The 20380-nt window shown below is 49.0% G+C and carries 20 protein-coding genes; 4 read left to right on the top strand and 16 right to left on the bottom strand.

Annotation, left to right across the window (positions count from 1 at the left end; all coding sequences use genetic code 11):
- Window positions 1–93: 93 nt before the first annotated feature.
- Entirely contained in the window at window positions 94–1326 is a 1233-nt protein-coding gene (locus K4039_RS21005; RefSeq protein ID WP_265238164.1) for a succinate--CoA ligase subunit beta, read from the top strand.
- An 81-nt stretch (window positions 1327–1407) separates the two neighbouring features.
- On the top strand, window positions 1408–2304 hold the full coding sequence (locus K4039_RS21000) for a CoA-binding protein (RefSeq protein WP_265238162.1): 897 nt from the start codon (window positions 1408–1410) through the stop codon (window positions 2302–2304).
- A gap of 639 nt (window positions 2305–2943) precedes the next feature.
- On the opposite strand, the gene K4039_RS20995 is transcribed toward K4039_RS21000, so the two are convergent.
- The 8 genes from K4039_RS20995 to K4039_RS20960 all read right to left on the bottom strand — a co-directional run bounded on the left by K4039_RS20995 (window position 2944) and on the right by K4039_RS20960 (window position 9371).
- A complete protein-coding gene (locus K4039_RS20995; RefSeq protein ID WP_265238159.1) occupies window positions 2944–3126 on the bottom strand; it encodes a hypothetical protein in 183 nt (60 codons plus the stop codon).
- Window positions 3127–3193: 67 nt separating this feature from the next.
- Entirely contained in the window at window positions 3194–3838 is a 645-nt protein-coding gene (locus K4039_RS20990; RefSeq protein ID WP_265238157.1) for a TMEM175 family protein, read from the bottom strand.
- A gap of 104 nt (window positions 3839–3942) precedes the next feature.
- Complete coding sequence (locus K4039_RS20985; RefSeq protein ID WP_265238156.1) at window positions 3943–4686, bottom strand: SDR family oxidoreductase; 744 nt, start codon at window positions 4684–4686, stop codon at window positions 3943–3945.
- Between the two features lie 76 nt (window positions 4687–4762).
- A complete protein-coding gene (locus tag K4039_RS20980; RefSeq protein WP_265238154.1) occupies window positions 4763–5824 on the bottom strand; it encodes an NAD(P)-dependent alcohol dehydrogenase in 1062 nt (353 codons plus the stop codon).
- Window positions 5825–5962: 138 nt separating this feature from the next.
- A complete protein-coding gene (locus tag K4039_RS20975; protein ID WP_265238152.1) occupies window positions 5963–6739 on the bottom strand; it encodes an SDR family oxidoreductase in 777 nt (258 codons plus the stop codon).
- A 75-nt stretch (window positions 6740–6814) separates the two neighbouring features.
- Complete coding sequence (locus tag K4039_RS20970) at window positions 6815–7171, bottom strand: cyclophilin-like fold protein (RefSeq protein WP_265238150.1); 357 nt, start codon at window positions 7169–7171, stop codon at window positions 6815–6817.
- Between the two features lie 84 nt (window positions 7172–7255).
- Entirely contained in the window at window positions 7256–8527 is a 1272-nt protein-coding gene (iscB, locus tag K4039_RS20965) for an RNA-guided endonuclease IscB (RefSeq protein WP_265238148.1), read from the bottom strand.
- A 415-nt stretch (window positions 8528–8942) separates the two neighbouring features.
- The gene (locus tag K4039_RS20960; protein WP_265238146.1) at window positions 8943–9371 is read right to left on the bottom strand and encodes a cupin domain-containing protein; all 429 of its coding nucleotides are present in this window, start codon (window positions 9369–9371) and stop codon (window positions 8943–8945) included.
- A 276-nt stretch (window positions 9372–9647) separates the two neighbouring features.
- Between K4039_RS20960 and K4039_RS20955 the strand changes: the two genes are divergently transcribed.
- Window positions 9648–10631 (top strand): AraC family transcriptional regulator, encoded by a 984-nt coding sequence (locus K4039_RS20955; RefSeq protein WP_265238145.1) that lies wholly within the window; start codon window positions 9648–9650, stop codon window positions 10629–10631.
- Window positions 10632–10636: 5 nt separating this feature from the next.
- Here K4039_RS20955 and K4039_RS20950 read toward each other — a convergent pair whose 3' ends face one another.
- Window positions 10637–11344 (bottom strand): alpha/beta hydrolase, encoded by a 708-nt coding sequence (locus K4039_RS20950; RefSeq protein WP_265238143.1) that lies wholly within the window; start codon window positions 11342–11344, stop codon window positions 10637–10639.
- A gap of 272 nt (window positions 11345–11616) precedes the next feature.
- Here K4039_RS20950 and hpsL point away from each other — a divergent pair, with 272 nt between their 5' ends.
- A complete protein-coding gene (gene hpsL / locus K4039_RS20945) occupies window positions 11617–13281 on the top strand; it encodes a hormogonium polysaccharide biosynthesis protein HpsL (RefSeq protein WP_265238141.1) in 1665 nt (554 codons plus the stop codon).
- A 203-nt stretch (window positions 13282–13484) separates the two neighbouring features.
- On the opposite strand, the gene K4039_RS20940 is transcribed toward hpsL, so the two are convergent.
- The 7 genes from K4039_RS20940 to K4039_RS20910 form a co-directional block, all read right to left on the bottom strand.
- Window positions 13485–13931, bottom strand: a complete 447-nt coding sequence (locus tag K4039_RS20940) for a hypothetical protein (RefSeq protein WP_265238139.1) — start codon at window positions 13929–13931, stop codon at window positions 13485–13487.
- Window positions 13928–14800 carry a ParA family protein gene (locus K4039_RS20935; protein WP_265238137.1) on the bottom strand — a complete coding sequence of 291 codons (873 nt, stop codon included), beginning with the start codon at window positions 14798–14800 and terminating at the stop codon, window positions 13928–13930. Before K4039_RS20935 ends, K4039_RS20940 begins: the two co-directional genes overlap by 4 nt.
- Window positions 14801–14919: 119 nt before the next feature.
- Window positions 14920–15456: a hypothetical protein gene (locus tag K4039_RS20930; protein ID WP_265238136.1), complete on the bottom strand. Its 537-nt coding sequence runs from the start codon at window positions 15454–15456 to the stop codon at window positions 14920–14922.
- A 45-nt stretch (window positions 15457–15501) separates the two neighbouring features.
- Window positions 15502–15657, bottom strand: coding sequence for a hypothetical protein (locus tag K4039_RS20925; RefSeq protein WP_265238134.1), 156 nt, complete (start codon window positions 15655–15657; stop codon window positions 15502–15504).
- 308 nt (window positions 15658–15965) lie between these two features.
- On the bottom strand, window positions 15966–17756 hold the full coding sequence (gene typA / locus K4039_RS20920; protein ID WP_265238132.1) for a translational GTPase TypA: 1791 nt from the start codon (window positions 17754–17756) through the stop codon (window positions 15966–15968).
- Window positions 17757–18002: 246 nt separating this feature from the next.
- Entirely contained in the window at window positions 18003–18776 is a 774-nt protein-coding gene (locus tag K4039_RS20915; protein ID WP_265238130.1) for a glucose 1-dehydrogenase, read from the bottom strand.
- Between the two features lie 4 nt (window positions 18777–18780).
- A complete protein-coding gene (locus tag K4039_RS20910) occupies window positions 18781–20148 on the bottom strand; it encodes a serine hydrolase (protein WP_265238128.1) in 1368 nt (455 codons plus the stop codon).
- Between the last annotated feature and the right edge of the window lie 232 nt (window positions 20149–20380).

Genomic DNA, 20380 nt, shown 5'->3' with positions numbered 1-20380 from the left:
AACTTGACAAAAAGCTAATTGGTATCTATTAATTATGAATTGCCAAGAACGACGAATTGCTTGTTGCAAAATACCCATCACTCGTTATTAAAAATGGATTTGTTAGAGTACCAAGCTAAATCTTTATTTCGCCAGATGGCAATTCCGATTTTGCCGTCGCAGCGGATTGACAAACCCGCCGACCTCAAAGGGCTGAAAATTCCCTACCCAGTTGTACTTAAGTCGCAAGTGCGGGCTGGGGGACGAGGCCGGGCGGGTGGCATTAAATTTGTGGAAAATACGATCGATGCAGTCGCTGCGGCTCAAACAATTTTTAATTTGCCGATCGAGAATGAATATCCGCAAGTCCTGTTAGCAGAAGCCAAGTACAACGCTGACCAAGAATTGTACTTGGCTGTACTCCTAGACCCCATAGCCCGCCGCCCGGTACTTCTGGGTTCGAGACAAGGAGGTATGGATGTCGAACGGTCGATCGACCAAATGCAGCAAGTTGCCGTAGACCAGGAATTTTCGCCATTCTACGCGAGGCGTCTGATGCTGAAAATGGGATTGCAGGGAGATTTGATTCAATCGGTGAGTACCATTGTCGAGAAAATGTACCGGTTGTTTGTCGAAAAAGATTTAGATTTAGTAGAAATCAATCCTCTCGGCATCAGTCCAACGGGAGAGTTAATGGCTTTAGATGGTAAAGTCAGCGCCAACGACGATGCCTTGGGACGGCATCCAGACTTGGCCGCACTTTCGGGTGAAAGCCAAAGCAGCGGGTTGGTAGGGGACAGGAGAAATCCCTATGTGGGCGATGATCGCCGGAATTCTAACTCAAAGGCGCAGCAGTCGCCGTCGCAGTTTGACTCCAAATCTCAATCCCCAATCTCGAATTCCGAATCCCTGCAATTAATCGAACTAGATGGGAATATCGGGATTTTGTGCAACGGAGTCGGCTTGACAATGGCAACTCTGGATGCTGTAGCCCACCAAGGAGGAAAACCAGCTAATTTTCTGAATATGGGTTCCCTAGACCGCTACGATGCAGTAAATGCTTTGCGCGATCGCACGGATTTGGGTCTGGAGTTAGTCGCTCAGGATAAAAGCGTTAAGGTGATACTTGTAAATATTTTGGGCAGCGCTTCCAAGAGCGAGGAAATCATCGCGGCCGTAGTGGGCTATTTGGAACGGAAAGCTCGCGCCAACCGGCACATTCAAGTTGTGCTTCGCCTGGTAGCGATCGATGCTGATGCAGTGAAAAAGCGTTTGGGACAGTTGCCGGTGCAGCTAGCTAGAACTTTAGATGAAGCTGTGGCTCAAGCTGTATCATCTGCCAAGTAGCGAGAGTCGATCGGCAAAACGAGAACTCTGGACAAATCAAAGCCTTCTACTTTTTAAAGATCGAGTGTTAACTAGGAAAACATGAATTTAACTCCTGAAAGCAAAGTCCTAGTACAGGGCATTACAGAATCTCCCGCCTCAACCCGCGCCGCCCTGATGATGAAAGCATACGGCACTAATGTAGTCGCCGGTGTCAGTCCCGGTCGGGGAGGGCTGGATTTGGAGGGAATTCCGATTTTTGATTTGGTAGAAGAAGCCGTGGCGGCAGTAGGTCATATTGATACTACGGTAATTTTGGTAGACGCTTACTGGGTGCTGGATGCGGCTCTAGAAGCGATCGCGGCGGGAATTCGGCAAATCGCGATCGTCACGGAGGGAGTGCCTCCTCTGGATCTGGTGCACTTAGTCAGAAAAGCAGAGGCCACGGAAACTTTGGTGATCGGGCCCAACAGTCCAGGGATTATTGTCCCCGATCAACTGCTGCTGGGAACTCACCCCAAGGAATTTTACACTCCCGGCTCGATCGGCGTAATCAGCCGCAGCAGCACTTTGACTTACGAAGTTGCCCTAGAACTGACTGAGGCGGGTTTGGGACAGTCGATGGCGGTTTGTATTGGCTGCGACGCGATTGTTGGTTCTTCTTTTATGCAGTGGCTGCAACTTTTGGACGAAGATGACAGTACGGAGGCGATGGTTTTGATCGGGGAAGTTGGGGGTTGGAGTGAACAAGCTGCTGCTTCTTACATCGCTTCGGCGATCGACAAACCTGTGGTTGCTTATCTGGCCGGCCGCTACGCTCCCAAAGGCCCGTCTTTGGGCCACGCAGGCATCCTGATCAGTTCTCGCGCTGCTGCCCAGAAAGCCTTTGGTGTGAAGGCCCAAAACAAAATGGCTGCCTTTGAAGAGGCGGAAATACCGGTGGCTGCTAGGCCTTCGGAGGTTCCTAAGCTGCTCAAAAAGTTGCTCAAGAAAAAATGATTGCTTCGGAAGTTACAGGCGAAGGAATAAGGAAGTTCGGCAACGGATTCGCTCCACGGATGTCACGGATGTCACGGATTTCACGGATTTCAGGAATAAGGAAGAATGCCATAAAAGTAGGCCTAGGCCTAGGGCGGGGGTGGGTTTTGTATCAAAATTGGGAAGCATCTCGTTTTTCTAAAAAGCATTTTTAGGAGTGCGAGCGGGACGATCGCTTGCTCCGTGTAAATGCAAAACTGAGATGCTCCCCAAAATTGTCTGCCGGAGGCCTCAACTACTGGCTCAACCATTCCCTAGGACACATTGTTGACATCCTCCCCGGCGTGAACGCACGGGGATTCCGAAACCTCACGATTTGAATTTCTGCTTCTTCGCAACTGCCTCCACCCTCAAAGAGATTTGGTCTTATGTTCGCTCCACAGACTAACCCCGCAAGCCCTGCGGTTTTTACGTGTCGAATACCAAACGGAATTCTTCTACGTTTTGATTCTAGGGATGTTTACCATTGCCCTATCCTCTTTTCCCGGTCTACCGATTTTGCTTCGCCGTCAGCACAAGGCTGAACTTCGCTCGTATAGGCTGTTTGGTCCATCGTCTCGGGTGGGTCGTTGACCAATTATATTGTAATATAAAGCCATCCTAAAAGGACGGGGTTTCTACCCAATTTTCTGATGAATGCCGATCGCGATCGACGACGGCTCCCAGAAGAGCGGTCATCTCCTGCGTGTCTTTGGGCGGGCCATCAGAAAAGCTCATTCCCATGCAGCCAAGCCCGATCGCCGAAACTTCTAAGTTGCTGTTTCCAAGTTTGCGCGTTTGCATTGTTTTGCTTCTTGATCTGGAATGATATGGAACTGATATTTTTCGCCATCGATCGCTCCCGCCGTTGTCACTCGTCTTCGCTGCGATCGCTGTTCATAGCGGAGTCGCCGGTGTGGGATAGGGTACTCCTGTGACCCCAGCGAGGCCAGAGATAGAAGAGGTTGAGAAAGATGAAGAGCAGCACCGCCAGCCAGGGCGCGACCAGCGCAACTACAGTGGCGATCGCGTAAACGATCGGCCCGATCAGGAACTGCCGTCCGATCTGCCGTGCCTTTTTCGCCGTGAGACGGGGGTCGAGCAGCCTATGCCCGTGAGCCGCGTACCGCCACATAGCGGTGACGAAGATACCAATGACGGTCAAGATCCCACTGTAGAACGCAGCGGCAATTGGCTCGTCCGTTGCCCGGTGAAATGCTTCGGCGAGTACCGCGGTTGGAAACGGCAGAAATGCGATCAGCATCAGATGGAGGACGTTCAGCAGCAACAGCGTCCCATCCACGCGGACGATGTGTTGGAACATAGCGTGGTGGTTGATCCAGATTGCGCCGATCACCAGAAAGCTGACCACGTAGGCGAGATAGGATGGCCAGAGTTGGAGAAGTTCTGCTCCAAGTGCCGTATTGGGTGGCGGCACTTTGATTTCGAGGACCAGGAGGGTGATGGCGATCGCGAATACGCCGTCGCTAAATGCCTCCAAGCGGGTGGTATCCACACTTACCTCCTCTGCGAACACTGGTTACTGTTGTCAAGTTTGCGCTTCTGCATAATTACTCCTTCGAGATGCGATCGCACTCAATCTAACTGCCAACACAATCCTTACCAAGGCTGCGCGGTTGGGCCAATCGTAAATTCGTTCACATTTGTGTCTTCTGGCTGGTCAATCGCAAACGCCACAACATTGGCTACTCGATCTGGTGAGATGCCATATTTCTTATACAAAGCTGTCATTTTTTCAGCCGCATCTTGGTCGGTAATCTGATCTAACAACTCAGTATTAATTGCAGCAGGGTAAATTGTCGCAGTCCGAATGTTAGTCCCCTCTTGAGCAGACTCCATGCGTAGAACTTCCATGAAATCGCGTACAAACCATTTCGTTCCACCATAGATCGCACCACCTGGATAGGCTTTTAATCCAGCAACCGATGAAGTTGCGATAATATGCCCAGACTTTTGGCTAACAAATGTTGGCAACACAGCAGCGATACCATTGAGTACACCCTTGATATTGATATCAACCGTTTGATTCCATTCATCAGTTTTCAATGCAGAAAGTGGAGAAGTTGGCATGATGCCAGCGTTCAAGAAAATAACATCGAGGCTTCCAAATGTTTCCTTGGCAAGGTTGACGATCGCAGCGTTATCAGATGGGTTAACTACATCCATCACTTGATAGACTGCTTGTCCGCCAGCTTTCCGAATTTCATCAACCAGTTGTCTTAGTTTGTCCTCGCGTCGCGCGCCTAGTAAGACTTTAGCGCCTCTGCTTGCAAGCAATTTCGCACTTGCTTCACCAATCCCTGATGATGCGCCGGTAATAATCACAACTTTGTCTTTAATCATCTTAATTCCTCTTTTTGTTGAGTCACTACTGAGTTCCGCCTAACAGACTTGCCAATCAGCCGAGGTTTCACCGCAGTTATTCAGATTTAAGGGATGCCATATCGATACAGAAGCGGTACTTCACATCGGACTTGAGCAGTCGCTCGTAGGCTTCGTTGACCTTCTGGATGGGGATGACTTCGACATCCGCAGTGATGTTGTGCTTGCCACAAAAGTCGAGCATCTCCTGGGTTTCCTCGATGCCGCCGATGTTAGAGCCGGAGAGACTGCGGCGGCCCATAATGAGGCTGAATGCCGAGACATCTAGGGGGTTCTCAGGTGCGCCGACAAGGGTGATGTTGCCGTCGCGGGTGAGCAGGTTGAGATAGGCGTTGATATCGTGGTTGGCGGATACGGTATCGAGGATGAAATCGAAGCTGCCAGCGTGCTTCTGCATTTCGTCGGTGTTGCGGGAGACGACGACTTCATCGGCACCGAGGCGGAGTGCGTCTTCCTTCTTGTTGGGCGAAGTAGTGAAGACGACGACATGGGCTCCGAACGCATGAGCGAACTTCACACCCATGTGGCCCAGCCCGCCGAGACCGACCACGCCCACCTTCTTGCCCTTCGTTACGCCCCAGTGGCGCAGGGGAGAATAGGTTGTAATCCCGGCGCAGAGAAGCGGTGCAACTCCGGCGAGATCGAGGTGGTCGGGGACGCGCAGAACGAAGCTTTCATCGACGACGATGCTGTTGGAATAGCCGCCGTAGGTGACAGGAGCGGTCTTGTGCTTGTCCGGGGAGTTGTAGGTGAGGGTCAGGGAAGGGCAGAACTGCTCAAAGCCAGCTTTACACTGGGGGCAGGTTCCATCCGAATCGACCATACAGCCGACCGCTGCGAGATCGCCGGGTTTATACTTGCTAACTGCCGAGCCGACTTTGGTGACGCGACCGACCATCTCGTGACCAGGGACGATCGGATAGACCGTGGGCATGATGCTGCTCCACTCGTTGCGGACGGAATGGACATCGGAGTGGCAGACGCCGCAGAAGAGGATTTCAATCTGCACGTCGTGTTCGGTTGGATCGCGCCGCGCGATCGTGGTAGAGGACAGCGGTGATGTTGCACTGGCTGCGGAATAAGCTTTTGTGTTGTACATGAATTGATGCTCCTAATTTGTTTACTTCTGGAACTGTACTAAGGCAGGGGAATTTTACAGCACTTGGCGCGTGGGTCGGAACAGAATCTCGTTCACGTCCATCTCCTCCGGCTGGCTCATAGACGATCGCCCCGAACATCACTGCACCGTTTGGCCGCCGTCGATGACCATAGCGTGTCCAATGACGAAGGCAGCTCCATCCGAACACAGCCAGAGAACGGCCGCGGCGATCTCCTCCGGCTTGCCCATCCGTCCGATCGGCTCCTCCGCAATCACCTTCGCGCGCCCTTCGGCAGTGCCGCCGGTGAAGCGACCCATCATCGGGGTGTCTATGTAGCCAGGACAGACGGCGTTGACGCGGATGTTCTGCGCGGCGTAGTCGAGGGCCGCCGCCTTGGTCAGTCCGATCACGCCGTGCTTCGCGGCGGTGTACGCGGGGCTGCCCTTGATGCCGATGATTCCTGCGCCCGATGAGGTGTTGACGATCGCGCCACCTCCCTGCTTGAGGATCAGCGGAATCTCGTGCTTCATGCACAGGAAAACACCCCGGAGGTTGGTGTCTACGATCCGGTTCCACTCCTCCTCCTCGTACTCCGCAGTCGGAGCTGGCTTCCTCGGCTCGATGCCTGCGTTGTTGAAGGCGAAGTCCAGCCGCCCAAAAGCCTCAACGGTCTTGGCTAGGGCCGCCTTCACGTCCTCGGCCTGCGTCACGTCGCACCTAACGGCGATCGCCTGCCCGCCGAGTTCCTCAATCATGTGGGCCGTTTCTTGATTGCCTGGTTCTGCAATGTCAGCGACCACTACATGAGCGCCTTCACGAGCAAACGCCAGCGCCGTAGCTCGACCGATGCCGTTGGCTCCTCCGGTCACAAACGCAACTTTTCCTGTGTACTTTCCCTTCTCGTTCGTCGTCATTATTTTTCTCCTTCAATTCTGTTCTGAGTTTCATGACCCATCGCAATAAAGAGGGTGATCTGCCGATCGCCCTTTTTATGGCGATTGAACAAGCTCGATTGTCACTTCTACAGAGCTAGGCACATTAAATGCCTCGATGCCACCATCTATTTTTCCGAGGATAACGAGTCCGTTTGCGTATCCAGAATCGCTGTAATACATCGCCAAATTTCCCCAGGGAGCGTAATAAGCAATATCTCCAACAGCAGGATCGCTGCCTGCGGGTGCATCTTCTGTAGATAATCTTTTTGGCAAATCGCTGATTTTTTCGGTTCTCGCGTAATCTTCTAAAGTCAGCGTTAATGGCAGCAGGGAAATAAAATCATGAGTGGTTTTGCTGTCGATCAAAGTGGCTGTAACAACTTTGTCTTTGACCTTGATGTTTAGCTTCATAGGAAAACTCGGTAAGTGGGAAACTCAGCGACTTTAGTCCTGAGAGGGAAGCGGCTCGGCGATTTCAATCGCATTGAATCTAGCTTAATTTGAGTAAGCATAACCATCCTTTTTATGAATTGCTGAACAATATTTGTGACTAATACCTTGGACTAATGTTGACGCAGAAATATTGAAACTGCCAGTAGAGCGAACAGCGACTCGCCCGACATAGGTTCCGATTTTCTTTCCACTGGTTACAATCGCTTTCACGATGTCGCCAGTTTGGAAGCCTTTGACAAATTTGAACCGGCAGACATATCGGGACGGGAAACCAAATTTATCAGTTCTGCACAGTTGCCTGGAGCCATGACCAGTTGCCTTGATGAGCAAAGGTTTTTTGGTTAGGACTTTTAATGTTTCTACTTCGCCGACACAAGCAGCGTCTAGCCAATGAGTCTTAGGAAGATTGAGGCGAGTTCGATTGAATTTGGTTCTACCTCCTGAACCAGTAGTAACGGTCAGCCCAGTAGTTTTAAGAGCATTGAACAATGCCCAACGAGTAGAATTGACCGCTGCTGCGTCTTTTAATGAACGCTTTGCTTGGGCAAGTACCTTTTTCAAAACATCAGGTTTCTTAGCTAAGAAAACATTGATATCTTGAGCACCTTTCTTGAGGTTGCAATGTTCACAGGCTAGGCATAGATTGGAGATACGATTAGAGCCACCTTTTGATTGAGGATGAATATGTTCTATCTGCAAGGAAATATTTTCCACCGGGCAGTAAGCGCACTTCCTGTCCCATTTCTCAAGTAAATACTCACGCACTTCGTAGCCAGAAAGAGTGCCTTGCTGGTACTCAATGCCTGATATTTCAGGATTCTCTATTTGCTGCAAGTCAAATCTCACAAGCTCCTGAGAAATCGAACTGACTGGAGCTAGCCGAATAAACTTATTTACCCAAGTCAGTGTCGTCAGTACCCGATGTGTTAGTGATGGAGCCAACCAACCCTTTGGTTTAGTCCGATTTAGGAACCTAGCCCTGCGGTAGCGAGTATGGCGATTTCTTCTGCCTCGACGCAACGCTCTACGAGACTCAAGACTTGCTTTAATAGCTTGACCACGATGAGTTAGTTCAGCACCAAAGATAACTTTGTTCCCTTGAACTAAGGCTATCCCAGTTGTTTTAGAGCCTGGGTCTATTTTGATTTCAATGGGTTGGGGTGTGGTGATTATCTCCTTTTTTAGAATGATCGTAAATGGATACCTGCGGAATACCGCAGCAAGACCCGACGCTAGTAATTTCCTTGCTACCGAGGGATGGCATGGACTTAACGGCTGTTTGCTTGAATCAATGACGAATGTGTAATTTGACATTTCTGCCTTCTCTAATTGCTTAGGTTATGTGAGCTTCGCCAATGTTTTAAGAGCTTTTTAGACCTGCAACACTGTTTCAGTGACTTTAAAACTGTTTAATTGCAGATGACAGAGCAAGGAACTAGCTTCGCATTCCGGGGTGTCGTGACTCGAAAAACGTAGTCAGTGAAGACTTAGGCTGGTCAGCATAGCTTGCTGGATTACTCTTGCAAGCTCAGTGTCTTTAGACCTGAGTTACTGACACTGTATGCCTGCTTGATTGATATTTCAGTCGGCATCTTCGACGAGGCACTGCTCGGCACACTTTTGTCGGCACGGCAGGCTGAGTAACTCAGGGACATCGCTAGGGCGAAAACCAAAATCAGCATTCTCTTCTGACAGTTTTTCCCCTTGATAGGAAACCATCTCAAAAGCCTCAAGATTTTCCTTGATACTGCTCGTCGCTGACCTGTTCCATCCAGTCCACAGGCTTGCCGTCGAGCCATTCCTGAATAGCAATGTGCGTCATAGCTGTGGTTGCTGTGGCACCGTGCCAATGTTTCTCACCGGGCAAAATCTGGACAACATCACCGGGTCTGATGTCCTGAATTGGCTCACCCCAGAGCTGTACGAAACCGCAGCCAGCCGTCACAATTAGCGTCTGGCCCAACGGGTGGGTGTGCCATGCTGTTCGAGCGCCGGGTTCGAAGGTGACACTGGCGCCAGACGTGCGTGCCGGATCGTGTGCCTCGAATAGGGGGTCAATGCGGACAGTGCCGGTAAAATAATCGGCCGGCCCTTTGGCAGAAGGCTGTGAGCCACTTCTTTGGATGTTCATTTGGTTAATTCCTTCAATTGATGCCATTTTGGTTGCAGCCCAATCTTAGAGATTGAGCACTTAACACCTGCTCTATCGGTAGGGATGGATTTTTTAAGCAGCAGGGTTAGCCTTGATGTCCTTTTGGTTGTCAGTAGGCGAATCTCTGGCCCAATCAAGACTGAGTTTTCTCTTGTATAAAAGTCCAGACGCTTGCAAGAAGCCGGAATCGTTTTTTATTGCTTTAGCTTCATTCTAGGAACTCTCAGGGGCAAGCCATAGAACGATCGTCTAAGATTGTTGTACAATCCTGCAAACTTAGAAATGAACCCTGCTAAAATACTTGAAACGTCCGATCGGGATTTAAGGAACGACCCGCAGGCAAAGCGTGAGGCAGACAGAGCGCAAGCCAATAGAGACGAACTGACTGAGCGGATTGCACAAGCAATTCGTCAGGATGGGACGATTGAGCCGCTGAAAGGATTGCACTTCAATCGCTCCTCTTCGCCTTCGGAGTGCATTTATAGTGTCTCTATTCCTGCCTTTTGTGCGATCGCTCAGGGCAGCAAAGAAGTGCTTCTGGGTAACGATCGCTATCAGTACGACCCGATGCACTATCTGCTGGCGACGGTTGAACTGCCGATTGTGAGTCAAATTCTTGAAGCGTCCAAGGCGCAACCGTACCTTAGCCTTCGCCTCGATCTCGACCCTACCTTTGTCGGTTCAGTCATGGTCGAGGCAGGGCATCCCTCAGCACAAAGAGGTGCCAATGTCAAAGCGATCGATGTCAGTCCGTTGGATGCAAATCTGTTGGACTCTGTAGTGCGGCTCGTCAGGCTTCTCGATTCCCCTGCTGAAGCTCATGTTCTCGCACCATTGATTAAGCGGGAAATCATTTATCGACTGCTGATGGGAGAGCAAGGTGGTCGGCTTCGTCAGATTGCAGTTCTGGGAGGCTCAACCCATCACATCGCTCTTGCAGTCGATCGACTTCGTAAAGATTTTAAGGAGCCGCTTCGGATTGAAAGCATCGCACGAGAGCTTGGAATGAGTGTCTCGGGCTTTCACCATCACTTCAAGTCTGTCACTGCAATGAGTCCCTTGCAGTTCCAGAAACAACTGCGGCTCCAGGAGGCTCGCCGTCTGATGCTGGGGGAAAACCTCGATGCTAGCAGTGCTGCCTACCGTGTGGGTTATGACGATGCCTCCCACTTCAACCGGGAGTACAAGCGGCTCTTTGGTGCACCGCCGATGCGCGATGTGGAGAGGCTGCGAGAAGCTGTTAGGGAGACGGTTAGTTTAATATAATCTCCTTACCAGAGTCCTCTGACAGGGCTCGCAGGCTGCGGTGCTGGTGCTGGTAGGGGTGCGGGTGCGGGGCGACGCGCTGGAGGGGGGGTTGTTGGCGCAACGCTGCGGCGAGGTGCGATCGGACTTTCGGTGCGATTAGTTTCAGTTGTCCTCGTTGTCTCGCGCATCGAATCTTGAAGCAGGCTGCTCAGATTGCCGGCTAAACCCTGAATTTTTCCAACCGTGGCGGCAATGCTGGCAACATCTACGTAAACCTCCGGCAGAGGATACTTTTTCAGGATTTCTAGCAGCGACAGTTTACCGTCGTCGCCGGATGCCAGAATCACCGCAGCCCGCAGGGCTTTGCCGCTTTCTGTGCGGCGGTGAGTCCGAATTGCTTGACCGATTTCGTCTGTAATTTTTTCGCCTGGGGTGCTGTAAATTACCCGGGCCAGAATAGCTGGCTTTAAACCGATTTCTAGACTCATCAATCCCTGCAGCACTTGTGGGTCCATTTTGGAGAACCCGATAATTTGTTTGATGGTTGGTGTCGTCGTGCCGTTTTTTGCAAAGTCTTCTAAGTCGCTGATATTGATGGTTTGTGCGATCGGGCCAAATGTCAGGACAACTTTTTCTGCCCCGAATGCTCTACTGCTGCTGCTAGATAATATGCTCGCGCTTGCTCCTACAACTAGGGCAATGCCGATCGATACCAATTTTGTTAACTTCATATTCACTTTCAGCGATCGATTAAAATTATTTTTTCGAGATTTGTACATTATAGATGCAGCAGTTATATTCTACAAGGTCGCGAGTATAAGTTATGCCCGCCTCGCACCCACAATCTTGACCCAGATTTTTTCGAGTTCTGGACTTGAAGAATAAGTAACCACATCTACCGCAATATTTTTTCTTCTATTCATTCTACATTCTACCTCCTACATCAGATAGTCTGGTACACAAAAGTGCCTTCAGCCTTCTACATAAGTGCCTTCTAGAAGTTATGTTGAAAAACAAGCGCAAATCCAAGAAATCCCAACAAAAGCTCAGCGAAAAAACAACATCGCTCAGCAAAAAAGAAGTAACCGCACAAAAACGTAAAACTTCACAAAAGTGCAATGAATTAGCGCAGGCGATCGTCATAAGCTGCTTAATCAGTGCTATTGTCAGCATCCCCCTATTGTTCGTTACCCGCCCTAAGATTGCTATTGCTGGAGGCGCAGCCGTAGCCATTTTGCTGCTTTCCTACAAATACCCCCGTCAAGCTTTGTGGGCTTTTCTAATTTACCTGCCTTTCAGCGGTACAATTACTTACGCAATTGGCGGCGGGAATGCTGCATTTCAAGTAGCCAAAGATGCTTTCTACATACCAGCTCTCATCGCCCTAATTCAAAGCTGCAAAAAGAAACAGTTGCCCCTGTTCATTCCCAAACAAATGCTTTCTACCTTCAGCATCCTGTTGATGATGGCAATGCTGACTTTAATTTTTGTCAACGGGGAGATGCAGCTCCACCCTATGAAAGGCGACAAACCCATTCTGCAAGGAATTCTCGGCTTAAAAGTATTGATAGGTTACATACCGCTGATTGCTTGTACCTATTATCTGATCCGCACTAAGAAGGATTTGGTGTTTTTTGGTCGAATGCACGTAGTTTTGGCGATCGTTTGCTGCGTTCTTGGTTTGATTCAGTACCTGTTGTTGCAAAGTGGAAAATGCGCGGGAACCCGAGGCATGAGCGGAGAAGAATTATATAAAGCAACGCTGCAAGCTAGATGTTTTGTCGGCGGTTCTCTGGTATTCAGTCCAGAAGTCAAATTTATCCGCTTGCCAGGAACATTTGTGGCGCCTTGGCAGTGGGCGTGGTTTTTAATTGCTAATGCTTTTTTGACCTTTGCCTCTGCATTTTGTGACCCTTCATTCTGGTGGCGAGTTATTGGTTTATTTGGCATGGCATTAGTATTTGCCAATGCAGTTATTTCCGGTCAAAGAGCTGCTTTAGTTTTAGTTCCAGTTGCCACTGGCATCCTGCTAATTCTCACAGGTCAATTAGTTAATTTCAAACGATTTATTCCCATCGGTGCAGGACTGGCAATTCTGCTGTTTGTCGGTGCAGCAATTAACCCAGGAATTATCGAGCAGCGGTGGGAGAGTTTTGTTAACCGCTGGAATGCTGCACCACCCCAGCAGTTTTTCTTAAATCAGTTGGAGCAGAGCAACAATTTTATCATTGACAGACCTCTCGGTAGAGGTGTGGGACGAGCGACTAATTCCACGCGAATCTTTGGTTTCACGCAGCTAATTGAAACTTTCCATCCTAAGTTGATCTACGAACTCGGTTATCCGGGAATGATTGCTTTTCAAATCATGCTTTTACACTTAGCTTTTCTAACTTTTCGAGCTTACCGCACTGTGAAGGACAAAAATTTGCGGAGTTACGGAGCTAGTTTTTGGGTGTTTGTGGGATTTATTACGATCAATCCTCAATACTATCCGCTGGATGTAGATCCAGTATCGGTGTATTACTGGGTTTTGGCTGGGGCGATTTTAAAGTTGCCCAAAATTGACAAACAGGTGCAGGATGAAAAACACTTAGAACTTGAGGGACATGAATTGGAAGTTCACCAGCAATTTAAGGAGAAAAAGATTATTGCATCTGCTCCAATTTGAGTAAAGTTCTATCGAAAACGCTCTAATATCATCTCCAGTCGAACAAATACAATAATTAAGCCAGGTTGGTAGTGCGGGCTGTAGCCCGCAGCATAAAAGCGGACACCAAGACGCACTACGAGCCGTTTTTATTGTGTATGCGATTCCAGATCCCAGCTAGAAATGCAAATTAAAACCCATTTTTTCGATTCAGATACTAATTTTTAAAGCGTTTGTCGATCGATATGTCGCGACAGCATCAAACTCTGCTTAATTCTACCAATAATTAGCTCAAACATTTTTTTGCGGGACGGATTCTTGCTGCTCGGAGGCATCCCTAACTCGCAACACATCAAATTCAAGTCAGTTGCACTCATAGCCGACAATTTTTGCCTCACCTCTAGTTCATGACCCTTCTTAGCTTGCAAACGCAGTTCTTCATAAACTTCTAAAACATTTTCTGCCGATAAATTAGCAGGCTTATTCACATCAGCAACCGTAGATAATTGCGAATTTTTAGACCCAGCAGAAAGCACTCCCCGCTTAACTTGAGCCTCAATCCTGGTTAATTTTTTAGAAACCTCGCGCAAGATTTCCTTAAGTTCGCCAATTTCATCAACTAACCCCCCACTTTCTGAATCGCCAGCAGGCAAAATATCTTTTTTAATCATTTCAGATACTCCTCACACTCGCGCCACAGTTGCTCAAACTCTCTAACTAATTCTCGTGGCAGTTCTCCCTCATTAATCGCCCGCTTCAACCCAACACTTTCCCGAATCGTCGATTCTAAAAATCTCACTTCTATGTTATTGTCTTTTGAGATTTCAGCGCAAAGTCTCTTGACTTCTCTCATATAAAACTGAACTTCATTTGTCAGCAATCCTCCATAAATTTTAGCTTTATTCATAAACACGGCAATCTTGGGAAACGGGTAAGGCTCAATCCGTTTCTGGAGCGAGTTTAAAACTAAACTCAATCCCCTAGAACCAAAATAATCTGGATTGACGGGAATTAATATTAAGTCGCAACAAGAGAGTACGCTGTAGGTGAGGAGACTGAAGGAAGGCGAACAGTCAAAAAGCATCAAGTCGTATTTGGGGAGATTGGGAGAGTTGGCGATTTTGCCACTGAACTGGCGGATAAAGTCTTTAACACTTTTCCCCTCAAATCCATCCAAATCTAACCAATACAATTCTTCAACTGAAGGGATAAAATGCAACTGTTCGTCAATCTGATAAATCGTGTCGAAACCCACGGGAAATTTAAAGTTTTGTCCGGCTTTTTTAAAGACTTCGAGGGCGTCGTAAATTGTGAGTCTGTGCTTCAGAGATTTTTCGTACCACTTACCAAATTTATCCTCTAAATGACCTGTATTTTCGTTAAGCCCGATCGCTTCTGTGAGGGACATTTGCGGGTCTAGGTCTAACATCAAGACTTCTAAGTCTGTTCCTTGGGATATAATATTTCCCAGACTCCAAGTTACGGTGGTCTTTCCGACTCCGCCTTTGAAGTTGATTACGGCTATGGATTTAGGACTCATGGCTGGGCTTGCTTTAATTTTGCTCAAATATAAATTAAAACATATTGTGGCTGTTAGTCGATCGCGCGATCGAGATCCTAAATTTGCTAAACTACAGTACAAGCATATTGAATTTAAGATCAATAACGTTCATGAATTGATTTACATTCCCAAAAAAATCTAGGCCCAACCGTCAAAACTTGTTCTGTTGGCATGAACAATTCCCAATAGGGAAGTCCAGAATCATCTTGGAAATCTGGCTGTAAAATTAGTTGGTAATCACCCTCAAAAACTAGAGTGATACTAATATTATGAGTATCAATCACAAAATCAATCAATTCTTTATTTTCCAATTGCTGCAAAACTTTTTTGACAGCATCTATTTCTACCTCATCTATTTCTGCATCTATATCTACTGGCAAGGAAGAAGTTAAGATTCGATCGCCTTGCTTGAAAACCCAAGGTGTTGCCCTTGCGCCAAATTGCCAACTACCTTTGCATAGATGTGCTAGTTTTGGGTGAGTATAGGCAGACATCTCACCGAAATCTAGCCGTAATTCATCCCCATAACTAAATATAACCTGATGACAAATTTCTCCGATAATTGGTTTAGTAATGACTGAAATAATTTGCTCGATATTTGGCTTCTGATTAGCAATAGATGTTTGAATAGCCATTTAAATATCCTCTAAAAATTCTTTTGCTTTCTGGCGGAGTTCGACCTAAGTAAAATCGCCTCTACGGTTTAAAGTTCCACCATAACCATTTTTCTTTTCTTCCTCAATGAATAAACCAAAAGCAATCCTTAATTCACCTCCCATCTTAAACTCCCTAGCGATCGCATCAATCTGTTTAATATCGCGTTTTCTACCCATCATTATTATCTGCTAAAAGCTCTTGTAAAATTTCTGGCGTTAAGCCTCGCTGCGTTGCCCTGTCAGAAATTTCTGCCCTAACCTGGGTTAAAGTTTTGTTGTGTAAATTTTGTATAAAAAACAATTGAATAATCGAACTTAACTCTTGCTAAGTCTTAAGACTAGCTTCTTCAAATGCTGTCTTAATATTGTCATCAACTTGAATCGTAATTATTGGTATAGACCTTAAAAATAGTTGATAGTTGACAGTTGATAGTTGACGGTGAGATTTTTAGGATGGGGATTTATACCCCACCCTAAAAATCTTTTTTTTAGCGTTTGACCAACTTCTTGGACAACTTCCGCAAGCGAATTGATTTCGGTGTTACTTCCACCAATTCATCCTGACCGATGTATTCCAAAGCGCGCTCCAAACTCATATCGACTGGTGCTTGCAATTGCGCCAATTCTTCACCGCCAGAGGCGCGGTGGTTTGTTAACTGCTTCGACTTGCAGATATTGAGTTCCATGTCTTCATCTCGGTTGTTTTCTCCGATAATCATCCCTCGGTAAACCTTGGTTCCAGGGGTAATGAAAAATACGCCACGGTCTTCAGCATTTTTCAGTGAATAAGTAGTTGCAGTTCCTTCTTCAAAGGAAATTAATACTCCGTTGCGACGGGCGATAATTTCTCCACCGAGGGGGCGATAGTCGAGGAAGCTGTGGTTCATAATTCCTGCGCCGCGAGTCAAGCGCATAAACTCGCCTCGGAATCCAATCAAACCGCGAGCGGGGACTGAAAATTCGATTTGGGTGCGACCGGTGCTGCTGACGTGCATATCTTGCATTTCTGCTTTCCGCTGACCGAGGCGTTCGATGCAGCCGCCGACTGCTTCTTCGGGTACGTCTAATACCAAACATTCAAAGGGTTCGCAGGGACGACCGCCGACTTCGCGGAAGATTACTTGCGGTTGAGATACTTGGAATTCGTATCCTTCGCGACGCATATTTTCGATCAAAATGCCGAGGTGGAGTTCGCCACGGCCGGATACGAGGAATTTGTCGGGAGATTCGGTTTCTTCGACGCGCAGGGCGACGTTGGTTTGGAGTTCTCGCATTAGTCGATCGCGAATTTGACGCGATGTGACCAAACTACCTTCTTGACCGCAGAACGGCGAATCGTTCACCGAGAAAGTCATCTGCAAAGTCGGTTCGTCTACCTTGATTAAAGGTAGCGCTTGTGGGTCGTTGGGACAGGTAATTGTCTCGCCAATATACGCATCAGCAAAACCGGCAACGGCGACAAGATTACCAGCAGAAGATTCTGGGATATCAATCCGCTTCAGGCCTTCAAAGCCCATCAATTTGGTAATTTTTGACTTGACAATGGCGCCGCTTTCGGTGATTAAGACTGCTTGTTGACCGATTCTAATCGTGCCGTTGTGGATGCGGCCGATGACGATGCGACCGACGTATTCTGAGTAATCTAAGGTGGTTACTTGCAGTTGTAGTGGCTTGTTGGGGTCGCCGATCGGGGGCGGTACGTGGTCTAGGATTTCTTCAAACAGCGGTTTCATGTCCACTGCTTCGTCTTCCAATGTTTTTTTGGCAGTGCCGTTGAGCCCGGAACCGAACAGATAGGGGAAGTCGCACTGATCGTCGTCAGCGCCGAGTTCTAGGAACAGATCCAAAACTTTATCGACTGCTTTGTGGGGATCGGCTCGATCGCGATCGATCTTGTTGACAAAGACGATCGGGCGCAGTCCCTTTTCGAGGGCTTTTTTGAGTACGAACCGGGTTTGCGGCATCGGGCCTTCGTTGGCGTCTACGATCAGCAAACAACCGTCAACCATGCCGAGCACTCGCTCGACTTCGCCGCCGAAGTCCGCGTGTCCGGGGGTATCGACGATGTTGATCAGGGTTTCTTTGTATCGGACAGCGGTGTTTTTGGAAAGGATGGTGATGCCACGTTCGCGCTCGATGTCGTTGGAGTCCATGACGCAATCTGGGACTTCTTCCCCTTCGCGGAAGACCCCGGACTGTCTGAGGAGAGCGTCCACAAGGGTGGTTTTGCCGTGATCGACGTGAGCAATGATGGCGACGTTGCGAATGGGAAGACTCATAATGCGTCCGAGACGTTAAACGGATTTAACTAAAGATTTCTTAATAATTGTAGCGCATGGAGTCAAGGGGCGATCGGGCTCTGCCGAATTGACATTTTGCCTGAGCTACATACGCCAGCATTATTACCGAGCTTAGCTACCATAAACACCACTGTTCGCGATCGCCCATTTGATCGAGCATTTAGGAATTTGCCTAGAAATAAAATCCCAGCCGTGCAGTGTCCGAGGAGTGTGGCTTTGACAGGCTTAATCCAGCGTCTGCACGCCACCGCCATTGACGAATAGCACCTGTCCGCTGACCCACTGAGATACGGGAGCAGCAAAGTAGAGAACCGCTCCGGCGATGTCTTCAGGCTCGCCCAAGCGTTGGAGCGGAGTATGGGCCAGCATTCGCTCTTCGACCTCTGGAGTCAGAACCGAAGCCAAGGCCGCCGTTCTGACAGCTCCCGGCCCCACGGCATTGACCCGAATTTCCGGGCCGTAGTCGAAGGCCAGGTTTGCCGTCATGTGATTGATGGCGGCCTTGGAAGCAGCGTAGGCGCTGATGGCGGGGCTTTTGTTGATGGAACTCATCGAGGACATATTGACGATCGAACCGTAGCCCGCCGCCTTCATGTGCGGCGCGCAGAGTTGCGACAGTCGCCACGCGCTGAAAACATTGATTTGAAAGGGGCGCTCGAATTGCTGCTGCGAAATCTCGAACGGACTTTCTTTGCCGGCGCCGCCGCCGCCAGCGTTATTGACCAGAACGTGAATTGCTCCACACTCAGCGATGGTGCGTTCCACCAGACTAATTAAATCTTCATCACGGAGCACGTTGCACTCCATAGCCAAAGCTTTGCCGCCGCTGGCACCAATCTCATCGGCAACCTTTTGGGCGTCCGCTACTTTCAAATCGGCAATAACAACGGTGGCGCCGAAATCAGCCAGCATCCGGCAACAGGCTGCACCGATGCCGTTACCGCCGCCGGTCACGATGGCGACTTTGCCCCTCAAATCGAAAAGAGTTGTAGGCTGCATAAACTTATTTTCCTTTTATCAAATACTGGGCGACAGCTTCGTAAGCTGGTAATGAAGTCGCATCGTTAGCGCTGTTTCCAGCGATGGGATGGGAGGCGAAACGCACGATGACCATTTCGGCTGCGGGGTCAATATAGATCGTTTGTCCGTGCACACCACGCGCCGCAAAAGCGCCGTGGGCGTTTCCGGTATTCCACCACATATCCCGATAAGACCAGCCTGGTAATTCGGGATGGCCCGATTTGGCGAAAGCCGCTTTGCTGCCGCCGCCGGCGATATCTTCGATCGCGCGGGCGGGCAAAACCTGCGTACCTTTCCAGCGGCCCTGGTTGCGAATCAACTCGCCAAAGCGTGCCATGTCGCGCAAACCGGCGTTGTAGCCGCCGCCTGCGAAGGGAGTACCCAGTTCGTCCACCGAATAGTAGCCATCCTGTTCCATGCCGATTTTGCTCCACACGCGATCGGCCAGAAGTTTGTCTACAGACTTGCCGCTGGCGCGGGCCACCAGCCAGCCCGCCACGTCAGCGTTAGGGGTTTTATAGCCGAAGGATTCGCCGTGGGTGCCGGCCTTTTTCACCGTTTTTAGCGCGGCGTAGTAGCCCACTGGCCCGCTGTAATCTTTGGGTTTGGGCAAGGGGTTGCCGGCGCCGGAATACTCCCAGATTTCGGCTTTGGGGTTAGCGTATTCTTCGCTGAATTGCAGCGCAGTTGTCATGTCCAGCACTTGGCGCACGGTAGCGTCGCCAAAGGCGGAATCTTTGAGTTCGGGAAGGTATTCGGCTACCCGCTTGTTTTCGTCCAGTTTGCCTTCGGCGACCAAAATTGCGCCCAGGGTGCCGGTGAGAGATTTTGTCACCGACATCGCGGCGTGTTTGTTGTCGGCTGCAAGCGCACCAAAGTATTTTTCATACACGATCGAGCCCTGGTGCAGAACCAGAATGCCGTCTGTGTAGTTTTGCCACAGCGATTCTTCCCATGTCATGTCTTGAGTGGCATTCAGGGGGCGGAATGCGATCGAGTCAATTTGTGGATCGAGACGGTAAGGCAGCGGATCGGGGGCGCCTAGTCCGCGTGAAACGTTGACGGCTGGCATAAACTCGTTCATGTGCGCCACGCTCCAGCGCAGGGCGGGAAACTCGAAAAACGAGCCGTCGGCGAATTTCAACTGCTTATTTTTTGGCGGCGGGAAACCTTGCATCCAGCCCATTGCGATCGGATCGCTTTCCCGCGCGGAGAGAAATTTGCTTTCGGTTTGAGCCGAACTCGCGACAGAAAAGACACTCATGCCTAAAAAAACAAATAAACAAACAAATGCAGAAAGAGTAATTCCGTAATAAAAAAGCTTATTTTTACTTCGCATCAGTGAAACCATAAAAAATAATGAGTCGAAGCGAGGCGCATCCTGCTTTCGTCGAAAGAAACGCTACGCCTGCAACAAAGCCGCGCGCGGCAAAGCAACTTTCTATTATAACTCACATTCTGCAATTTTTAACAAACTTAAAATCTACAGTCCCCGCCCTACGGTGTCACACACCCGAATTAAGCTGTTCAGCATCTAAAACGCATATTGTATAGTATACTATGATGATATTTATAAAAAGTCA

The organism is Lyngbya sp. CCAP 1446/10, assembly GCF_026130175.1.
Taxonomy (GTDB): Bacteria; Cyanobacteriota; Cyanobacteriia; order Cyanobacteriales; family Microcoleaceae; genus Microcoleus.
The sequence above is the reverse complement of the archived record's forward strand: the minus strand, read 5'-3'. Positions and strand labels throughout refer to the sequence as shown.

Coding starts and splice junctions, on each gene's coding strand:
- K4039_RS21005 (WP_265238164.1), top strand. CDS start 94: ATGGATTTGTTAGAGTACCAAGCTAAATCTTTATTTCGCCAGATGGCA.
- K4039_RS21000 (WP_265238162.1), top strand. CDS start 1,408: ATGAATTTAACTCCTGAAAGCAAAGTCCTAGTACAGGGCATTACAGAA.
- K4039_RS20995 (WP_265238159.1), bottom strand. CDS start 3,126: ATGCAAACGCGCAAACTTGGAAACAGCAACTTAGAAGTTTCGGCGATC.
- K4039_RS20985 (WP_265238156.1), bottom strand. CDS start 4,686: ATGATTAAAGACAAAGTTGTGATTATTACCGGCGCATCATCAGGGATT.
- K4039_RS20980 (WP_265238154.1), bottom strand. CDS start 5,824: ATGTACAACACAAAAGCTTATTCCGCAGCCAGTGCAACATCACCGCTG.
- K4039_RS20975 (WP_265238152.1), bottom strand. CDS start 6,739: ATGACGACGAACGAGAAGGGAAAGTACACAGGAAAAGTTGCGTTTGTG.
- K4039_RS20970 (WP_265238150.1), bottom strand. CDS start 7,171: ATGAAGCTAAACATCAAGGTCAAAGACAAAGTTGTTACAGCCACTTTG.
- iscB (WP_265238148.1), bottom strand. CDS start 8,527: ATGTCAAATTACACATTCGTCATTGATTCAAGCAAACAGCCGTTAAGT.
- K4039_RS20960 (WP_265238146.1), bottom strand. CDS start 9,371: ATGGCATCAATTGAAGGAATTAACCAAATGAACATCCAAAGAAGTGGC.
- K4039_RS20955 (WP_265238145.1), top strand. CDS start 9,648: ATGAACCCTGCTAAAATACTTGAAACGTCCGATCGGGATTTAAGGAAC.
- K4039_RS20950 (WP_265238143.1), bottom strand. CDS start 11,344: ATGAAGTTAACAAAATTGGTATCGATCGGCATTGCCCTAGTTGTAGGA.
- hpsL (WP_265238141.1), top strand. CDS start 11,617: ATGTTGAAAAACAAGCGCAAATCCAAGAAATCCCAACAAAAGCTCAGC.
- K4039_RS20940 (WP_265238139.1), bottom strand. CDS start 13,931: ATGATTAAAAAAGATATTTTGCCTGCTGGCGATTCAGAAAGTGGGGGG.
- K4039_RS20935 (WP_265238137.1), bottom strand. CDS start 14,800: ATGAGTCCTAAATCCATAGCCGTAATCAACTTCAAAGGCGGAGTCGGA.
- K4039_RS20930 (WP_265238136.1), bottom strand. CDS start 15,456: ATGGCTATTCAAACATCTATTGCTAATCAGAAGCCAAATATCGAGCAA.
- K4039_RS20925 (WP_265238134.1), bottom strand. CDS start 15,657: ATGATGGGTAGAAAACGCGATATTAAACAGATTGATGCGATCGCTAGG.
- typA (WP_265238132.1), bottom strand. CDS start 17,756: ATGAGTCTTCCCATTCGCAACGTCGCCATCATTGCTCACGTCGATCAC.
- K4039_RS20915 (WP_265238130.1), bottom strand. CDS start 18,776: ATGCAGCCTACAACTCTTTTCGATTTGAGGGGCAAAGTCGCCATCGTG.
- K4039_RS20910 (WP_265238128.1), bottom strand. CDS start 20,148: ATGGTTTCACTGATGCGAAGTAAAAATAAGCTTTTTTATTACGGAATT.